This window comes from Curtobacterium salicis (assembly GCF_011759505.1).
Classification (GTDB): Bacteria; Actinomycetota; Actinomycetes; order Actinomycetales; family Microbacteriaceae; genus Curtobacterium; species Curtobacterium salicis.
Genome location: NZ_JAAOYO010000002.1, coordinates 413,565 through 431,786 on the forward strand (window position 1 = coordinate 413,565; position 18,222 = coordinate 431,786).

At 72.3% G+C, this 18,222-nt stretch carries 18 protein-coding genes and 1 tRNA gene; 5 read left to right on the forward strand and 14 right to left on the reverse strand.

Annotated features, from left to right (window positions below):
* Positions 1-13: 13 nt before the first annotated feature.
* Positions 14-1,126, reverse strand: coding sequence for an aminotransferase class V-fold PLP-dependent enzyme (locus tag E9228_RS06245; protein WP_166779715.1), 1,113 nt, complete (start codon positions 1,124-1,126; stop codon positions 14-16).
* Between the two features lie 137 nt (positions 1,127-1,263).
* The gene (locus tag E9228_RS06250) at positions 1,264-2,049 is read right to left on the reverse strand and encodes an isoprenyl transferase (RefSeq protein ID WP_341849799.1); all 786 of its coding nucleotides are present in this window, start codon (positions 2,047-2,049) and stop codon (positions 1,264-1,266) included.
* Positions 2,050-2,125: 76 nt separating this feature from the next.
* Here E9228_RS06250 and trhA point away from each other — a divergent pair, with 76 nt between their 5' ends.
* A complete protein-coding gene (trhA, locus tag E9228_RS06255) occupies positions 2,126-2,845 on the forward strand; it encodes a PAQR family membrane homeostasis protein TrhA (protein WP_166779717.1) in 720 nt (239 codons plus the stop codon).
* 101 nt (positions 2,846-2,946) lie between these two features.
* On the opposite strand, the gene E9228_RS06260 is transcribed toward trhA, so the two are convergent.
* Positions 2,947-3,255 carry a hypothetical protein gene (locus E9228_RS06260; protein WP_166779718.1) on the reverse strand — a complete coding sequence of 103 codons (309 nt, stop codon included), beginning with the start codon at positions 3,253-3,255 and terminating at the stop codon, positions 2,947-2,949.
* Positions 3,252-4,142: a mycothiol conjugate amidase Mca gene (gene mca, locus E9228_RS06265; RefSeq protein WP_208385609.1), complete on the reverse strand. Its 891-nt coding sequence runs from the start codon at positions 4,140-4,142 to the stop codon at positions 3,252-3,254. Before mca ends, E9228_RS06260 begins: the two co-directional genes overlap by 4 nt.
* Positions 4,143-4,373: 231 nt before the next feature.
* Here mca and E9228_RS17520 point away from each other — a divergent pair, with 231 nt between their 5' ends.
* On the forward strand, positions 4,374-4,697 hold the full coding sequence (locus E9228_RS17520) for a DUF4307 domain-containing protein (protein WP_166779719.1): 324 nt from the start codon (positions 4,374-4,376) through the stop codon (positions 4,695-4,697).
* 102 nt (positions 4,698-4,799) lie between these two features.
* Complete coding sequence (gene greA / locus E9228_RS06275) at positions 4,800-5,288, forward strand: transcription elongation factor GreA (RefSeq protein WP_166779720.1); 489 nt, start codon at positions 4,800-4,802, stop codon at positions 5,286-5,288.
* A gap of 18 nt (positions 5,289-5,306) precedes the next feature.
* Here the strand turns inward: greA and E9228_RS06280 are convergent, their stop codons facing one another.
* The 4 genes from E9228_RS06280 to E9228_RS06295 all read right to left on the reverse strand — a co-directional run bounded on the left by E9228_RS06280 (position 5,307) and on the right by E9228_RS06295 (position 9,022).
* The gene (locus E9228_RS06280; protein WP_166779721.1) at positions 5,307-5,807 is read right to left on the reverse strand and encodes a SoxR reducing system RseC family protein; all 501 of its coding nucleotides are present in this window, start codon (positions 5,805-5,807) and stop codon (positions 5,307-5,309) included.
* A complete protein-coding gene (locus E9228_RS06285) occupies positions 5,804-6,367 on the reverse strand; it encodes a hypothetical protein (protein ID WP_166779722.1) in 564 nt (187 codons plus the stop codon). Before E9228_RS06285 ends, E9228_RS06280 begins: the two co-directional genes overlap by 4 nt.
* Positions 6,368-6,477: 110 nt before the next feature.
* Positions 6,478-7,722 carry a threonine ammonia-lyase gene (gene ilvA / locus E9228_RS06290; RefSeq protein ID WP_166779723.1) on the reverse strand — a complete coding sequence of 415 codons (1,245 nt, stop codon included), beginning with the start codon at positions 7,720-7,722 and terminating at the stop codon, positions 6,478-6,480.
* Positions 7,723-7,768: 46 nt separating this feature from the next.
* Positions 7,769-9,022 (reverse strand): AI-2E family transporter, encoded by a 1,254-nt coding sequence (locus E9228_RS06295; RefSeq protein WP_208385610.1) that lies wholly within the window; start codon positions 9,020-9,022, stop codon positions 7,769-7,771.
* A 116-nt stretch (positions 9,023-9,138) separates the two neighbouring features.
* Between E9228_RS06295 and E9228_RS06300 the strand changes: the two genes are divergently transcribed.
* On the forward strand, positions 9,139-10,353 hold the full coding sequence (locus E9228_RS06300) for a winged helix-turn-helix domain-containing protein (RefSeq protein ID WP_166779724.1): 1,215 nt from the start codon (positions 9,139-9,141) through the stop codon (positions 10,351-10,353).
* A gap of 18 nt (positions 10,354-10,371) precedes the next feature.
* On the opposite strand, the gene E9228_RS06305 is transcribed toward E9228_RS06300, so the two are convergent.
* Entirely contained in the window at positions 10,372-10,953 is a 582-nt protein-coding gene (locus E9228_RS06305) for a LemA family protein (protein WP_166779725.1), read from the reverse strand.
* 272 nt (positions 10,954-11,225) lie between these two features.
* Between E9228_RS06305 and E9228_RS06310 the strand changes: the two genes are divergently transcribed.
* Positions 11,226-13,598, forward strand: coding sequence for an Ig-like domain-containing protein (locus tag E9228_RS06310; protein WP_166779726.1), 2,373 nt, complete (start codon positions 11,226-11,228; stop codon positions 13,596-13,598).
* Positions 13,599-13,758: 160 nt separating this feature from the next.
* Here E9228_RS06310 and E9228_RS06315 read toward each other — a convergent pair whose 3' ends face one another.
* The 5 genes from E9228_RS06315 to E9228_RS06335 all read right to left on the reverse strand — a co-directional run bounded on the left by E9228_RS06315 (position 13,759) and on the right by E9228_RS06335 (position 18,072).
* A complete protein-coding gene (locus tag E9228_RS06315) occupies positions 13,759-15,081 on the reverse strand; it encodes a threonine/serine exporter family protein (protein WP_341849800.1) in 1,323 nt (440 codons plus the stop codon).
* A 166-nt stretch (positions 15,082-15,247) separates the two neighbouring features.
* Positions 15,248-15,321 (reverse strand) — tRNA-Leu (locus tag E9228_RS06320).
* A 110-nt stretch (positions 15,322-15,431) separates the two neighbouring features.
* Positions 15,432-16,904 carry an FAD-dependent oxidoreductase gene (locus tag E9228_RS06325; RefSeq protein WP_166779727.1) on the reverse strand — a complete coding sequence of 491 codons (1,473 nt, stop codon included), beginning with the start codon at positions 16,902-16,904 and terminating at the stop codon, positions 15,432-15,434.
* A 44-nt stretch (positions 16,905-16,948) separates the two neighbouring features.
* Positions 16,949-17,497 (reverse strand): DUF501 domain-containing protein, encoded by a 549-nt coding sequence (locus E9228_RS06330; RefSeq protein ID WP_166779728.1) that lies wholly within the window; start codon positions 17,495-17,497, stop codon positions 16,949-16,951.
* A 35-nt stretch (positions 17,498-17,532) separates the two neighbouring features.
* The gene (locus E9228_RS06335) at positions 17,533-18,072 is read right to left on the reverse strand and encodes a septum formation initiator family protein (RefSeq protein WP_166779729.1); all 540 of its coding nucleotides are present in this window, start codon (positions 18,070-18,072) and stop codon (positions 17,533-17,535) included.
* Between the last annotated feature and the right edge of the window lie 150 nt (positions 18,073-18,222).

Genomic DNA, 18,222 nt, shown 5'->3' on the forward strand with positions numbered 1-18,222 from the left:
GCGACAGCCGGCGTCAGCCCATCGTCGCGTACGAGATGCACGCGTCGCGGAACATGCCGAGTGTCTCGTCCGTGGTGGACGCGAACGCGGAGACCCGGACCTCGCCGAGGCGAGCGGTCGCCGTGACGCCGTGGTTGTGCATCGCCGCGGTGAGCGCCGTGAGCCGCCCGGCGGCGGGTCGGAGCACGACGATGCCGGCACGCTCCCGGCGGTCACGGCTGGACTCGACGGGCAGCCCGAACTCGTCCGCGATGTCGATGATCCGGTCCACCCGGTCGGCGATTCGCTCCTGGACGGCGGCGACCCCGACGGCGGTGAGACGCTCGAGCGAGACGGCCAGGCGCGCCTGGGAGACCGGGTCGACGCGCGACATCGCGAACGCGGCCGCTCCCGCGCGGACGCTCGGCACCTCGGTGGGCCAGCCGGTCGTGCCGTGCGGACCGGACAGTGCCGGCTTGACCCGTGCGAGGGCGCGGTCGCTGAAGGCGGTGAAGCCGGTACCCCATCCGGCGTGCAGCCACTTCTGACCGCCCGTGGCCACGACGTCGGCGACCTCGTACGGGGCGTCGACGATGCCGAAGCCCTGGATGGCGTCGACGATGAGCAGGCGGTCCCCGATGACGTCACGGATGGCGGCGAGGTCGGCGAGGTACCCGGTGCGCCAGTCCACGAGGGACAGCGCGACGGCGGTCACGTCGTCGGACAGACGCTCGCGGATGCGGTCGGGCGTCAGCCAGCCGGCGCCGGACTCGATCACGACGGGCTGCACGCGGCCGCCGGTGGCCGAGGCAGCGCTGGCGAGCGCGAGCGGCAGCGACGGGTACTCGTCGGCGGCGACGAGCACGCCGCCGGTCAGGCCGAACGCGGTGTGCAGGAGGCCGGGGGTGGTGGCGGTCTGGGAGACGACCTGGTCCTCGCGGCGGCGGACGAGCCGGGCGGCGACGGCGCGGACGCGGGCGTCCTGCTCGTCGAGCGTCTCCATGGCCCCGAAGCGCATGTGCTCCTGGATGTGACCGAGGACGCGCTGCTCCTCGAGGACTGCGGTCTGCACGGGACCGAAGGCCGCGTGGTCGAGGTAGCCGGGCTCCTCGGCGAAGCCGGCGACGTACTCGTCGATCGTGGTCACGGGGGCACCTTCCAGTGGGCAGAACCCTGTGAGCCTACTGGGACCGGTTCACCGGGGCGAATGCAGTCCGGGAAGCGCCAGGAGCAGCAACGGTGGACCGCCCGGCCCTGAGACGATCTCGCTTGCTGTGGAACGACTCAGCCGCCGAAGCGCCGCGACCGCAACCCGAAGTCGCGAACCGCCCGGAGGAAGTCGACCTCTCGGAGGTCCGGGTAGAACGCCTCCACGAAGTAGAACTCGCTGTGCGCGCTCTGCCACAGCAGGAAGTCCGACAACCGCTGCTCCCCCGACGTCCGGATCATCAGGTCCGGGTCGGGCTGCCCCTGCGTGTAGAGGTGGTCGCCGATGAGCTCCGGCGTCAGGACCTCGGCGAGGGTGTCGAGCGTCCCGCCGCCCTCACCGTGGCTCCGGACGATGCTGCGCATCGCATCGGCGATCTCCCGCCGACCGCCGTACCCGACGGCGAGGTTGATGTGCAGCCCGGTGTGGTCGGCGGTCCGGACCTCCGCGGCCTCGAGGGCTGCGACGAGCTCGGGCGGCAAGCCGTCGTTCGACCCGACGTGCTGGACACGCCAGGTGCGGTGGTGCGACAGCCGCTCGGCCAGGTCGGCGATGATCCCGACGAGCTGGTCGAGTTCCTCGCCCCCGCGCCCCGTCAGGTTGTCGGCGGAGAGCAGGTAGAGCGTCACGACCTGGATGTCGAGGTCCTCGCACCAGGACAGGAACTCGGGGATCTTCGCGGCACCCGCCCGGTGGCCGTGCGCGGCGGTCTCGAGCCCCAGCTGACGAGCCCAGCGACGGTTGCCGTCGACGATCATCGCGACGTGCCGGGGCTTCTGCGCGCCGTCGATCTGGCGCCGGATGCGGTTCTGGTAGGCGCGGTAGAGGAGCCCACGCCCCGCCCATCCCAACCTGCCCGTCACGGCGTCGACTGTAGTGCAAGCGCCCCGCGATCGGACTCCCAGCCACCGTCCCGTCCCTCGGCCGTACGGTCGGAGCATGCAGTCAGACCAGGGCGCACCTGCCCTCCCCCACGTGCCGTTCACGGAGGAGGCCGAGACCACCGCCGCCGCCGGACCGGCCGACACCCGCCCGGCATGGCGCGGCTGGATCCACGCCGGCACGTTCCCGTTCGCCGCGGCGATGGGCATCGTGCTCATCACGCTCGCGGTCACCCCGGCGGCGAAGGGTGCCAGCGCCGTCTTCATGGCGACGTCGCTCGTCATGTTCGGCGTCTCGGCCACCTACCACCGGTTCCCCTGGCGTCCGGTCGTCAAGCGTGTGCTGAAACGCATCGACCACACCAACATCTTCCTGCTCATCGCCGGCACGTACACACCGGTCGCGGTCTGCGCGCTGCCGCACTCGCTGATGGTCATCGTGCTGTGGGTGATGTGGAGCGGTGCGCTGCTCGGCGTCGCGTTCCGCGTCTTCTGGATCGGTGCCCCGCGGTGGCTGTACGTGCCGCTGTACCTGGCGCTCGGCTGCGCGGCGTTCCTGATCCTGCCGCAGCTCTTCGCCGCGAGCGTCCCGATGACGGTGCTCGTCCTCGCCGGCGGGGTGGCCTACATCCTCGGAGCGGCGGTCTACGGCTTCAAGCGTCCGGACCCCTCGCCGACGTTCTTCGGCTTCCACGAGGTCTTCCACGCCCTCACCGTCGTCGCCTTCGCCGCGCAGTGGGCCGGCATCCTCGTGATCGCGCTGCACCCCGTTCGCTGACCCCGTCCGGCAGCGGCCGGACCACACGACGGACGGGAGGCTCCCCACCAGCTGGTGGGGAGCCTCCCGTCCGTCAGTGGTGACTCGACCGGAGCGTCGCGTCAGCCGCGCTCGGTGTCGTCACCGACATCGGCACGGCCGTCCTCGGCGGCGGGACGCGACGGCTCGTCCGTGACCGCGCCGTCCCCGGGCTCCCCGGCGACCTCGGCCTCCAGACGCTCCCGGATCTCGGCGCGGTAGCGGGTCCGGCGGATGCGGCGGGTCATGTCGACCACGAGCAGGATCGTCACGATCGCGACGAGCGCGATGGCGACGAAGCCCGCGACGCCCGGGGTGACGTCGACGTCGGGGACGCCGCTCGGGCTCGGGCTGGGGGTGGTGGCGGCCAGTACCGCGGCGATGGTGCTCACGCGTGCGCGTCCTCTTCGGATGGGATGCCTGCGAACAGGTCGGACTCGGGGAGCTCGGTGGGGACCCGGGACTCGACGAGCTGGTAGTCCTCGGTCGGCCAGACCTCGGCGAGCAGGTCGTTCGGCCAGTAGAAGAAGGGGCTGTCCGGCGGCACCTGGCTGGCGTGCGCGCGGAGGGCGGCGTCACGGGCGTCGAAGTACTCGTGGACGTCCACGTGCGACGTGGCGAGGTCCGGGCGGTCCGCGAACCGGGCCACCCACTCACCGAGCTGCTCGAGCAGGGGGTTCTCCGGCTCGCGCTCACGCAGGGCGTCGTGGAAGGCGGAGAACCGGCGCGGGTTCATCGTCCGCTCGTAGTAGAGCTTCGCGACGGACCACACCGGGCCGGCGTCCGGGTACGCGTCCGGGTCGGCCGCGTCGCGCCAGGCGGCGACCGAGACCTCGTGCGTCCGGATGTGGTCGGGGTGCGGGTAGCCGCCGTTCTCGTCGTAGGTGACCAGGACGTGCGGTCGGAAGCGCCGGATCACCCGCACGAGTGCCTCGGTGCTGTACTCGAGCGGGACGGTCGAGAAGGTGCCGGAACGGACGGTCTCGCCCTTCTCGGCGTCCGGCAGTCCCGAGTCGTGGTAGCCGAGCCACAGGTGGTCGATGCCGAGGGCGGCCTGTGCGGCGGCCATCTCGGTGCGGCGGAAGCCCGCCATGTCGCGGTGCGCCCGGGCCTTGGCGGTGTCGGAGAGCTGCTCGTTGAGGATGTCCCCGGCCTCGCCCCCGGTGCACGAGACGACCAGGACCTGGGCGCCGTCGGCCACGTACTTCGCCGCCGTGGCCGCTCCCTTGCTCGACTCGTCGTCGGGGTGGGCGTGCACGGCCAGCAGACGATGGGGCAAGACGTTCCTCCACGGCTCACGGACTTGCGGTCGCGGGTGGCGCACGGCGAGCGTGAACTACCCTGGGATCAGGATAATCACCCCGGGAGCCCCGAACTGTCCGATCAGCACCACGCCCCAGCAGGCGGAACCGCACGCGGCACGTCCACCGTCCTCGACGGCCGGACGTCACTCGACGACCGGTACGGGCGCAGTGCGGACACCCGGCGCCGCGGCAAGCTGCTGGCCGTCGTGATCGCGGTCGCCATCGCGATCGTGTTCGCGGTCTGGGTGATCTGGGCGGGCCCCGGTCAGACCACGCACGGACTCGACACGGACGACGTCGGGTACGAGGTCCTGTCCGACCACAGCGTCGTCGTGCACACCCAGGTCGCCGTCGACCCGGGCACCACCGTGCAGTGCGCGGTGCAGGCGCTGGACAAGTCGTACACGATCGTCGGCTGGCGGGTCGTGACGCTGCCGGCCCAGGAGCAGCGCGACCGGTCGATCTCCACGCAGGTGAACACGACGACCCGGGCCGTCACCGGGTTGATCCACTCCTGCTGGGTTCCCTAGACTGCTCGGAATCACGATTCGAGACCGGCCGCCGGCCGGTCTCGATTCTTTTGCGCCACACGCTGTGACCGGTCCCGACCGCCACGGCCGAAGGGAAACGACATGAGCAACGACACGCAGGGCACCTGGCTGACCCAGGAGGCGTTCGACCGTCTCACCGCCGAGCTCGAGCAGCTCACCGGCCCGGCCCGCATCGAGATCGCGAGCCGCATCGAGGCCGCCCGTGAAGAGGGCGACCTCAAGGAGAACGGCGGGTACCACGCGGCCAAGGACGAGCAGGGCAAGATCGAGGCCCGCATCCGCGCCCTCACCGAGCTCCTGAAGCACGCCACCGTGACGGAAGCGCAGTTCGACGGCACCGTCGAGCCCGGCACGGTCGTCACCGCCACCATCGCCGGGGACCCGTCGACGTTCCTCGTCGGCAACCGCGAGATCGTCGCCGAGGGCTCGGACCTCACCGTGTACAGCCCGGTCAGCCCCGTGGGCGCCGCGATCGTCGGGCTCCGTGCCGGGGACTCGACGACCTACACGGCGCCGAACGGCAAGGAGATCGCCGTCCAGGTGACGAACGTCGAGCGCTACGAGCCGTAGGACGGCCGAGCCACCGGCTCATCGTGCGGGCAGGGCGTTCCAGACGTGACCCCAGGCGGCCTCGAACGCGACCGCGTCCACCCTGCCCGCACGCATCGCGTCCTCGAACGCCGACAGTGCGTCGAGGGACACCGCGAACAGGTGGACCTGTCCGTGGACCTCGGGTCGTCCGCTGCCGTGGAACGTCGTCACGGTGAGTGACCGGACCAGCGGTCGCAGCCGCCGTGTCGCCGACCGCAGCACGAGGAACCCCAGCGCGTAGAGGGCGAACCCGACGGCGGCGCCGAGCACGGGAGCGGCGGTCCAGGCGACCGTCACCGCTCCCGCCACCACGAGGCCCGCCAGCGGCCACGCGTGGGCGACCCGCAGCAGCGACCGCTCGTGTCGGTCGGTGCCGGGCGGGTAGACGACGAGCGTCCGGGTCTCCCACATCGTGCGGCCGACCGGACGGACGTCGAGTCGCCCCCAGCGGTGCGGCCCGTCGACGATCCGGGTCCGCACACCGTCGACGGCGGTCATCGCGACACCCCGGCTGCGGCTGCAGCGGGGAGTTCGGCCGACGCCACGGTCGGCGGGACGGCCGACGGCACCGCCGCTGCGACCTCCCGGCGCGTCAGTGCCCGTCGGCACGGCAGACACACCAGGTCCCCGACCGCGACGTCGGCCGGCACGACGAGCACCGCGGTCCCGCCGTCCGCCCGGGCACCACCGACGACCGCCGTCGCCCGGGGCGCCGTGGTCCGCCGTCCGATCAGGCGTGCCTCGTCGAGCACCGCGCACGCCGGCAGCACCGCGTCGAGTTCGAGCACGAGGCCGTCGTGCGTCCGCCACACCCCGGTGACCGCCGCGACCGCGACGCTCATCCCCCGCGGAGTCCAGTCCCGGGAGCGGTAGCGGGGCGGGGCCTCCTCCGCCGTGTGCACGCACGGGGTGCCGGCGACGTCGGCGAGCCGGGACATCGACACGGCGCTGACGCGCACGTCGTCGGTCGTGGTCTCGGTGTGTACCGGCCAGGCCGACGGGTCGAGCGGGTCGGGGATCGAGGCGCGGAGCGACGGGAGGATCGCGGTCAGGGTCATGCGGACGAGCCTCGACCCGTCAGCGGTCGTCCGGGGCGCTCCTCACGGGGCGCTGACGCCCGCCGACCGGATCCGTGCGCCGCGCTGACGCGGCCGGAGGTCCGTCGTCGTCAGTTGGTGAGCTGCTCCGGGCGGAAGCCCGCCTCCTGCAGACGCGCCATCACCTCGTCGGCGTGGCCGGGGCCACGGGCCTCGATCGACAGGTCGAGCGCGACCTCGTTGATGACGAGCCCCTGCCCGTGCCGCGTGTGCAGGACCTCGACGACGTTGGCGCCGGCGTCCGAGATGATCTGGGACACCCGGGCCAGCTGGCCGGGACGGTCCGGCAGCATGATCCGGATGCCGATGTACCGCGAGGCGGCGACGAGCCCGCGGGTGATGATCCGCTCCATCATGAGCGGGTCGATGTTGCCGCCGCTGAGCAGCACCACGGTCCGTCCGGTGTCGTGCACGGCACCGGACATGATCGCGGCGACCCCGACCGCCCCGGCCGCCTCGACCACGAGCTTGGCGCGCTCGAGGAGCACGAGCAGAGCCCGGGCGGTGTCGTCGTCCGACACGGTGACGATCTCGTCGACGAGGTCCCGGATGATCGGGAAGTTCATGTCGCCGGGACGAGCGACCGCGATGCCGTCGGAGATCGTCGGCGAGGTCGTGATCGTCAGCGGCTCCCCCGCGACGATGGACGACGGGTAGGCGGCGGCGTTCTCGGCCTGCACCCCGATGACCCGGATCTCCCGGCCCAGGCGCTCGGCGAGGCCCTTGACGGCGATCGCGATGCCGGAGATGACCCCGCCACCGCCGATCGGGACCACGACGGTGTCGACGTCGGGGACCTGGTCGAGGATCTCGAACCCGAGCGTGCCCTGCCCGGCGATGACGGCCGGGTGGTCGAACGGCGGGATGAAGACCGCTCCGGTGCGGGCCGCGAACTCCTTCGCGGCGGACAGCGCTTCCTCGACGGAGTGACCGCGGAGCACGACGTCGGCACCGTAGCGTCGGGTCGCCTGCAGCTTCGGCAGGGCGACCCCCACCGGGGTGAAGATGGTGGCGGGGATGCCGAGCTCGCGCGCGGCGAAGGCGACCCCCTGCGCGTGGTTGCCGGCGCTGGCGGCGACGACCCCGGCCTCCCGTTCGGCAGCCGACAGGGTCGACAGCCGGTTGTAGGCGCCACGGACCTTGTACGCGCCGGTGCGCTGCAGGTTCTCGCACTTCAGGTGCACCGGGGAACCGAGCAGGCCCTCCAGGAACTTCGACGTCTCCATCGGGGTGACCCGCGCGACGCCGGCGATCGTCTCGCGCGCGGCCTCGATGTCGGCGAGCGTCGGGATCGAAGGTGCAGTCGTGTCGGTCACGATCCCATCATCGTCGGTTCCGGGGTCTGCGGCTGCCACGTGACGCTCAGTTGGTGCTGGCGGTGCCCGGTTCGGCGGCCGGCTCGGCGTCACTGCCCGGCGCCGGGACGTCGTCGCCGACCTGGTGTCGCCGTCGCCGGAGCTGGATGCGTCCGTGCTGACCGCGCTTCGGGGTGGCTTCGAGGACGTGGTCGGAGTCGAGCCCGCGCCACCGGCCGCTCGCGATCGTGGTGACCATCGCGTTCAGGGTGGCGATGAGCGGGACGGCGAAGAACGCACCGGCGATGCCCGCGAGCCCGGAGGCCGCGGTCACGCCGAGCACGACGGCCAGCGGGTGCACCTTGACGGCGTTGCCCATCACGAGCGGCTGCAGGATGTGGCCCTCGATCTGCTGGACGAGCAGCACGATGCCGAGCACCAGGACGGCGGCGAGCGGGCCGTTGAAGATGAGGGCGACGAAGACGGCGAGGAAGCCGGTGACGATCGCACCGACGACCGGGATGAACGCGCCGAGGAAGACGATCGCGGCGATCGGGATGACGAGCGGCATGCCGCCGAAGAACAGGCCGACGATGAACGCACCCAGGCCGATGCCGACCGCGTCGACGAACGCGACGAAGATCTGCACGCGGATGAAGCTGGTCAGCGTGATCCACCCGGCGACGCCCGCACCGTCGACGGTCGCGCGTGCCTTCCGGGGGAACAGCCGGACGGTCCAGCGCCAGACGTTCTTGCCGTCGATGAGCAGGAAGATCGTGGTGAAGAGGATGATGAAGAGCGCTTCGAACACGTGCGTGGCGCTCGAGCCGGCGCTGGCGACCCCGGACAGGATCGTGCCCGAGTGGTCCTGCACCCATTTCGTGGCCTCATCGAGCCAGGTGTTGACGTCTTTCTGTGAGATCCCGAATCCGGAGTTGAGCACGAACGACCGCACGTTGCCGTACTGGGACACCGTGCGGTCCCGGAGGGACGGGTACGACGCGACGATCTGGTCGATCACGAGCCAGACCAGAGCGGCCACCGCGGCGAGCCCGCCGAGCAGGCTGAGGATGACCGCGAGCCACTTCGGGACGTGCCAGCGCTGCAGCCGGTTCGAGAGCGGGACGAGCAGCGCCGAGATCACGATGCCGATGAGGAAGGGGATGAGGATCTCGCTGAAGATCGTCATCAGCCAGATGAAGAGGGCGATGACCCCCGCGATGACGAGCACGCGCCACGAGAACGCTCCCGCGATGCGCATGCCGATCGGTACCGAGTCCTCGACCACGGGGTCGGGATGAGTCTTCTTTCCCCATGCCATTCCGCCACTGTATCCACGCCGAACCGGGCAGGTGCCGGGTCAGGCATGTGCTGACGCGTCGATCGCGCCACGGCGGCCTGGTCCGGGCGTCGGCGGGGCTCGGTAGCGTTCCCGTCATGGTCAGGACCACGCTCTCCGCCGCCGAGGCCCGCCGCGTCGCCCTGGCCGCGCAGGGGTTCGGTCGGACACCACAGGACGCCCCCGTCCCGACCCGCTCGGTGTCGGCCGCGCTCGCCCGCCTCGGGGTGCTGCAGATCGACTCCGTGAACGTGTTCGAGCGCAGCCACTACCTGCCCCTGTTCGCCCGACTGGGTGCGTACGACAAGGCCGCCCTCGACCGCCAGACGCTGACGCAGCGGAGCCCGTGGATCGAGTACTGGGCGCACGAGGCGGCGTTCGTCCCACGCGAGGACCTGCGGCTGTTCCGGTGGCGGATGGATGCGTACCGGCAGCGCGACACCACGAACCCGTTGCGCGTCGCCGGCGTCGAACGGACTGCCCGGGTCCGGGACGAACTCCTGGCCCTGCTCGCCACCGAGGGCCCGATGCCGGCGAGTGCCGTCGAACACGAGTCCAACGTGCGACGCGGTCCGTGGTGGGGGTGGAGCGACGTCAAGCACGGCCTCGAGCAGCTGTTCCGCTGGGGCGACGTGGTCAGCGCGGGACGGACCGGGTTCGAGCGCGTCTACGCGCTGCCCGACCAGGTGCTGCCGGCGGGGTACTTCGCCACCGCACCGGGCCGTGCCGATGCCGTGCGGGAGCTGGTCCGTCGCTCGGCCCGGGCCGTCGGCGTCGGTACCCGAGCCGACCTGGCCGACCACCACCGACTGCGCGCCGACGACACCGCTGCCGCGATCGCGGACCTGCAGGACGCCGGCGAACTGGTGCCGGTCACGGTGGAGGGCTGGCGCGACCGGGCGTGGATGCACGTCGACGCCCGTGTCCCCCGACGGGTCGAGGCCGACGCCGTGCTCAGCCCCTTCGACCCCGTGGTCTGGTTCCGGCCACGGGCCGAGCGGCTGTTCGGCTTCCACTACCGGATCGAGATCTACACGCCCGCCCCGAAGCGGGTGTTCGGGTACTACGTGCTGCCGGTGCTGCAGGACGACGCACTCGTCGGGCGGATCGACCTGAAGAGCGACCGACAGCGCGGGGTGCTGCACGTGCGGACGGCCTGGCACGAACCGGGCGCGGTGATCGACGTCGATCGGCTCGCCGCGCTGCTCCGCCGGACCGCCGCATGGCAGGGGCTCGACGGGGTGGAGGTCACCGACCGTGGGACGGCGGCGCGCACACTCGCTGCGGCACTCGGGGTCGCCCCCCGGACCTGACGGGCGGGATCCGCGTGGCTAGAACTGGACTCGCGGAGGCTCGGCGATCGCCGCGGGTTCGGCGGTCTCGAAGAACGGGGCCGGACCGACACCGCGACGCTTCGCGATGGTCGAGGCCGGGAACGACCGCACCTTGGTGTTGAGTTCGCGCACGCCACCGTTGTAGTGCCGACGGGCGGACTGGATCTTGTCCTCCGTCGAGACGAGCCGCGACTGCAGCTCGAGGAACGACTGACTGGACTGCAGCTGCGGGTAGCCCTCGGCCACGCGGAACACGCTCTTCAGCGCCTTCTGCATGTGCCCCTCGGCAGCGGAGGCGGCGACCGCGTCCTGCGCGGACAGGGTCTCGGCTCGGGCATCGGTGACGGCTGTCAACACGGACTTCTCGTGCGCGGCGTGACCCTGCACGGTGTCGACGATGGTCGGGATGAGCTCGGCGCGCTCGTGCAGCTGCGCGGCGATCTCGGCCCAGGCGGTGTCGACTCGGCTCTGCAACGCGGTGAGGGACTTCTGGCTCGACCAGAACCAGATCCCGATCATCACGAGGACGACGACCACAACGCCGATCACGATGAGCGTCGTGACGAGTCCGGTGTCCATTCGGGCGTACTCCTTTGCGCGTCGGGCCGCAGTTGCGTGCGGACCTCCGCAGCCCGCTGATCAGACCTCAGCGGTCCGGATCGATCTTACCGAGCACCTCCGGGCAGCCCCGCCGCACGCCGATGTTCACGGCCGATTCCCGAGTGACGCACACCGGGCTCGCGGACCGCGCCCGGCGGAGCGCGCATGCGGGGGCGGACGGGCCGCCGGAGGCGCGGAAGCACCGACTTCCTCCGCGCGGGGTGTTGACCCGACGGCCCGGATCACGTGGGATGGACAGGATGGACACGGCCGGGGACAACGTGCAGCACCGGGACGTCGGCAGCGACGTCCACCGACGGCGACCCCGACGGGCGACAGCGCACCTGCTCGTCACCGCCCTCGGGCTGGTGCTCCTGCCCCTCGCGTCCGCCCCCGCCCTCGCGGCGACGTCGACGCTCCCGGGCGCCGGCGTCCCGACACCGCCGTCGCCGACGCAGCCCCCGACGTACTCGAACCCGGTGCCGGCTCCCGCGCCCGGACCGGGGGACGCGACGAGCCCGTCACCGACACCGACCTCGCCGCCACCCTCGGGTGGGGCGGCCGTCGCACCGACGATCGTCGACCCCGGTGACATCACGACCCTCCTCGCGCGCTTCTCCGGACGCGCGTCCCCGGGCCACCAGGTCCGGGTGGCCGACCCGGCGGTCCCCTCGGCGTCGGTGTGCCGAGCCACCACCGACGGCTCCGGCGCGTGGTCCTGCGTCGGCACCGTCCACTCCGGGCCGGCGCAGGTGTTCACCGTCCTCGACACGACGACCTCCGCGCTGCCGAGTGCGGACGCCGCGCCGACCGACGTCATCGTCCCGCCGACGATCGATGCCCGGCGACCGAGCACCGGCACCGTCACCGGGACGGGTCACCCGGGCGCGACCGTGACCGTCAGCCGTTCCGGGTCCGCCGCCGTGGCCACCGCCGTCGTCGGCTCCGGTGGCACCTGGGCCGCCCGCTGGGGCACCGGGCCCGGCGCACCGGCCGACGGGACGGTCAGCGTCAGCGCCACCCAGACGGCGAGCACCGCGACGGGCTACCGGTCGGACCTCCGGAGCGCCGCCTCGGCCGCACGGACCCTCGTCGTCGACCGGACGGCGCCGGCAGCACCGCGCATCACCGCTCCGGTCGGATCGACAGCCCTCGGCGCCCAGCCGGTGCGGATCGCCGGGACCGCCGAGCCGGGCACCCTCGTCACCGCCTACATCGACTCGACCGCCGTCTGCCGCTCGTCCGTCGCCGCGGACGGCTCGTGGTCCTGCCGGGCCGCCGACGCGCTGCGCCCCGGATCGCACCGGGTCCGTGCGGTCGACCAGGACGAAGCGGGCAACACCTCGTCCCCGGCGGCCGCCGTCGCGTTCCGCGTGACCGTGAGCGGCACGGCCAGCACCCCTGGCGTCGCCCCCACGGCGGGCGGCGGCACCGGAACCGGGGCCCCGGGCGGCGACCACACGGGCACCGGACACGGGTCCGCCGGGTCGGGATCGAACGGCACGAACGGCACCGGGACGGACGGCACCGGACCGGACCGCACCAGCTCCGGCGGCGCGGACGGCAGTGGCGCGGGTGGACCCGGCACCGGGACCGCCGGGGGCGCGCTCCCCGGTGGCGGCACCGGCGGACCCGACTGGAGCGGACCGGCCGGCGACTGGACCGTCGCGACCGCCTACGACCACGCCGTCCCCACCATCCAGACCACGTTCTCGTGGCGCACCCTCGCGGTCGCCGTGGGTGTCGCGGCCACGTTCCTCCTGCTCGTCGCCGGTCCGGTGCGGGTCCTCGCCGGTGCCCTCCGTCGCGGCCCGGTGCGTGCCTCCCGGTTCACCGGCCGCAACCGCACCCGGTCCGAACGCCGTCGTGGCGACGACGCGGTGGCGGGCTGGGTCACCGTCACACTCGGGATCGCCGTCGCCGGTCTGCTCGCGCTGCTCGGCACCGGCATCGCGCTCGAGGCCCGCTACGTCCGCCTGGCGTTCGGGGTCGTGGCCGGCGTCACGGTGCTCAGCATCGGTGTGGTGCTCGCCACCCGCTGGGCCGCCGGTGACGACCGACACACCGTCACGTACCGGCTCTCGCCCGGTCTGCTCCTCGCCGCGGTGCTGGCGAGCGGCCTGACCCGTGCCGCGGACCTCTCCCCCGCCCTCGTCATCGGGGTCCTGCTCGTACCGGTCGGCCGGACCGACGCCGACACGGCTGCGATGCACCTCGGTCGTGGTGTCGCCGCCTGCGCCCGGAGTGCGACCTGGCGTTCGGTCACCCTGCTCGTCCTCGCCGCCGCCGGCTGGGTCCTGCACAGCGTCGCCCCCGCCGCCGGGTTCACCGGGTCGCTGGTCTCCGAGTTCGCGAGCACCCTCTGCGTCGGCGGGCTCGGGTCCCTGGTCGTCACGCTGCTCCCCCTGCGCGGATCGGCGGGCGCCGCACTCGCCGCGGTCTCACGTCCCCGGTACGCGGCCCTCGCGGCGGTCGGCGTCGGGTTCGCGGCGGCCGTCTACTCCGGGCCGGCCGGGACACACGTGCCGACTGCGGCGATGATCACGGGCGTCGGCGTGCTCCTCGTGGTGGCCGCGGCCGCCTGGGCGTGGCGTCGCTCGGACGGGGCCGCCCTCCCGTCCTGAGCCCCGGGACGAAGGGCTGACGGACCGGCCGGACGAACGGCCGGCTCCGGACGGAACCGACCGGATGCCCGTCACCAGCCCGACCGTCCCGACGACCGGGAGGCTGCACGCACGCCCGCCACGCGCCTCCCGCCCGTCGGCGGCGACGGCGAGACCGTGCTCAGTGGGTGGGGGCGGAGCGGGCGAAGAGGCCGGGCAGGAGCCCACCGATCTTCGTACCGACGCAGAGGCTGACGAACGTCGCCAGCGGCGTCGCCAGCGCTCCCGCATCGAAGGTCGCCACCGCGACCAACCCGACCGTGCCGGGGACGAGCAGCAGGAACGCCGGGCGGAACGACACCGTCGCCGGGATGACCGGCACGATCCGTTCCAGCACACGGGTCGCGACGAAGAGCAGTGCGGCGGCCAGCCCGGTCGCGACGACGCTGCCGCTGAACGGGGTCAGCCAGGAGACGACCGCGTACGCGGTGACCATGACGACGACCGAGGCCGCGGTGAGCCGCCACCCCGAACCGAAGACCAGGCTGATGCCGGTGGCCAGGACCACCACGGCGACCCACGATGCCCAGAGGGGTGGCACGGCCTCCCACCCGGCGCGGTCCGTCCCGATGCCGGCGACCTCGCCGACGAGTGCCGCCGAGGTCGGGTCGACGTGCAGCCCGGTCACGGCACTGCCGGCCGCGATGCCCGCCGCCATGAAGCCGAGCATGATGAGGCCCTGCATGAGCCGGGCCGAACCGGTGACGATGTCCGCCGCGGTGAGTTCGAGCAGGGCGTTCGTGATGAGCGCTCCCGGCACGAAGACCGCGACCGGAGCACACACGGCGTAGAGGGGGACGTGGTCGAACCCGGTGCTCGCCGCCACCAGCCCGACGACCGCGGTCGCACAGAACGCGGCGAGGAACGGGACGACGGCGATCGCCTCACGGAAGCGACGCAACAGCAGCCCGATCACACCGACGAGGGCGCCCACCGCGAGCGCGACCAGCACCGCCCACCACGGGCAGCGGAACACCACGGCGAGGCCCGCCGACGTCAGCGCGTTGCCGAGCACCCACGGCAACGGCGCCGGCGGACGGGTGCCCTGCCGGATGCTGCGGACCCGGGCCGGGATCTCGGCCAGGGCGATCGCACCGCGTTCGAGGCCGAGCACCAGGCGGTTCGCCCGGGCCGACTGCCGGAACGACAGCTCGATGCCCTCGGCGTTCACGATGGTGGCGGCGCCCGTGGCGGTCTCGCTGACGATGACCAGTGCCGGCAGCACGCCGATCGCGAGACCGTCGCCGAGCCCGGCGGCGTCGCGGGTCTTCTCGAGCGCGGAACGGACGTCGGTGACGGAGCTGCCGGCGTCGAGGAGCAGGGTGCCCAGCGTGCCGAGGAGCATGCCGATCGGGACCGTCTCGCCGTCGATGACCTCGACGTGGGCCTCGGGGCGTCGGAGCGCGTCCCGGAGGTTCGTCAGCGCACTCCCGATCCCGACCACAGGGTCAGCGTAACGAGTCCGGCGCCCCGGCTGGTTCGTACCCCCGGTGGGACTCGAACCCACGACTCAGCGATGTTGAGTCGGGTACCCGTCCGGTTCTCGTACCCCCGGTGGGACTCGAACCCACAACTCAGCGATGTTGAGTCGGGTGCCCGTCCGGTTCTCGTACCCCCGGTGGGACTCGAACCCACAACTCGGCGATTTTAAGTCGCGTGCCTCTACCGATTGGGCCACGGGGGCGCACGACCGCTGCGGGTCGGGCCCGATCAGCCTACCGACGCGGAAGAGGGCGGCCACCCGTCGGGTGACCGCCCTCTCACGGACGTGCTCGAGCTGTTCGCTCGGCCTGCTTACTCGGTCTTCGCCGACTCGCCGGCGCCGACGGGCTCGGCTTCCTTCGAGACGTCCTCGGCGGGCGTCGCGTAGGCGGGACCTGCTGCGCCTGCGGGCTGGCCGGCGGCCGGGGACTCCGCTTCCGGAGCGGCCTCGACGGCCGGCTTCGGACGGGAGGCCCAGGCCTCGAACGCGGCGCGCGGGGTCTCGCGGTCGTCGAGGGACGCGATGTCGCGGCCCAGGAAGAAGTTGCCCACCCAGTCACCGACGACGCGGATCTTGCGCTCCCACGACGGCATCGCCAGACCGTGGTAGCCGCGGTGCGCGCCCCAGGCCAGGAAGCCCTTCATGGCGAACTTGCCGGACTGGAAGACACCGATGCCGAGACCGAGGCCCGCGACGGCGCCGAGGTTCTCGTGCTTGTAGTCGACCGTTGCTTCGCCGCGGATGGTCGCGACGAGGTTCTTGGCGAGCTGCTTCGCCTGACGGACCGCGTGCTGGGCGTTCGGGACGCACATGCCACCGACGCCACCACCGGTGAGGTCCGGGACGGCTGCGACGTCACCGCAGGCCCACGCGTCGGCGATGACGGTGTCCTCGTCGACGATGCGGAGGTCGGGCTGCACGGTGATGCGGCCGCGGGGCTCGAGCGGGAAGTCGGTGCCCTTGACCATCGGGTTCGCCATGACGCCGGCGGTCCAGATGATCAGGTCGGACTCGATGACCTCGATCGACTCGTCCTTCGCCTTGAGCTGGCAGACGCCACCGACGGCGGAGGCGAGCTGCGTCTCGAGGTGCACCGTGGCACCGCGCTCGGCGAGGTTCTTGAGGACCCAGTGCGAGGTCTCGAGCGAGACCTCGGGCATGATGCGGCCCATCGCCTCGACGAGGTGGAAGTGCGTGTCCTCGAAGGCGATCTGCGGGTAGCTGCTGAGCAGGTCCGACACGAACGAGCGGAGTTCGGCGAAGACCTCGATGCCGGCGAAGCCACCGCCGACGACGACGACCGTGAGCAGGCGCTGACGCTCGGGGCCGGCCGGGAGGTTCGCGGCCTTCGCGAAGTTGGTGAGGATCTTGTCGCGGATCGCGGCGGCCTCTTCGATGGTCTTCAGACCGATGGCCTCGTCCGCGACGCCCGGGATCGGGAACGTGCGGGACACGGCACCGGCCGTCATGACGATCTGGTCGTACGACTCTTCCCAGGGCTCGCCGAGCTCAGGGGTGATCGTCGCGCTCTTGTTCGCGTGGTCGACCGCGGTGACCTTCGCGGTGACGACGCGCGTCGACTTGAGGTGGCGGCGGTGCGAGACCACGGCGTGCCGCGGCTCGATCGAGCCGGCGGCGACCTCGGGCAGGAACGGCTGGTACGTCATGTACGGCAGCGGGTCCACCATGACGACGTCGGCTTCGCCCTTGCGAAGGTGCTTCTCGAGCTTCCATGCGGTGTAGAAGCCGGCGTAACCGCCGCCGACGACGAGGATCTTGGGCACGGTTCGTGTTCTCCTTGGGGTGGGGTGAGCTGCTGGGAGGCTGGTCAGTTCTCGCCGCCACCCGCCCCGACTCCGGCGTCTGCATCCTCATCATATGCCCGGCATGCACACCGGGAGGGCGACCAGTCCGCGCGCTCGAGCGCGAGGTCGCCGATGGGGTTGACGCCGGGGCCGGCGGCGAGGGCGTGACCGACGAGTGCGTGCAGGCACTTGACGCGGGTGGGCATGCCGCCCGCGCTGATGCCCACTATCTCCTCGACGTGCTCGATCGACTCGCGGTCGTCGAGGTACGCCTGGTGCGCTCGGCGGTACTGCTCAGCGGTGTCGGGGTCCTCGAGGAGTGCGGCCAGTTCGGGCATGACCTGGTTCGCCTCGAGGGTGCTCACGGCCGCGGTGGCGGCGGGGTGGCACAGGTAGTACAACGTCGGGAACGGGGTGCCGTTGCCCAGCCGCGGCTTGGTGGACACGACCGTCGGGTTGCCGCAGACGCAGCGTGCCGCGATGCCGATGACGTCGCGAGCGGGACGTCCGAGCTGGGCGGACACCACCCGGACGTCGTGGGCGGTCGGCGGGTCGAACGGAGGGGTCGTCACGGGGACGTGAGCCTACCGGAATCCCGGCGACGGCCCTACTTCGATGACGAGCCGCTGTCCGTGCTGCCGCTGCGCTCGAGTTCGCTGCGGGTCTCGTCCGACAGTCCGGCCTGCAGGACCGACGACAGCATGGACTGCACCCAGTCGACCTTCGGGGTCTGCACGGTCGAGCTGACCGGGGTGCCCGACTCGGTGGTCGGCTTCGGCGTCGCCGTGGTGCCCTTCTCCGCGCCCATCACGAGGTAGCTCTCCTCGCCCGGGTACACGTAGAGCAGACGGTCGCGAGCCTGCGCCTCGATGTACGCGGGGTCGTCCCAGCGCGCCAGGTCGTGCTTCTTCTGCGCGACGTCGGCCTTCTGCGCGGCCACCTGACGCTGCATGCTGGTGATCTGCTCCTGCTGCTGCACCAGGGTCCGGAGCGACGGCGCCAGGACCACCACGAAGAGCACGATGATCGCGAGCATCAGCAGGCTGAAGCCGGAGAAGTGCAGCGAGCGGTACCAGGGCTGCTCGGAGGCGGCTCCCTCGGGCATCGCCACGGGGACGCGGCGGACGCGGGGCTTCTGGCTGGACACCCGACGACGATAACGCGGCGGCCGGAGTGCGCCACTCCGGCACGCGCGTGTGGCGCACCCTCTCAGGGACCGCGGCCGGCCGGGAGGCACGCCCCGCGTCCCCGGGGACGCATCCGCCCGGCATGACGGAACGCCGCCCGCCCCGGAGGG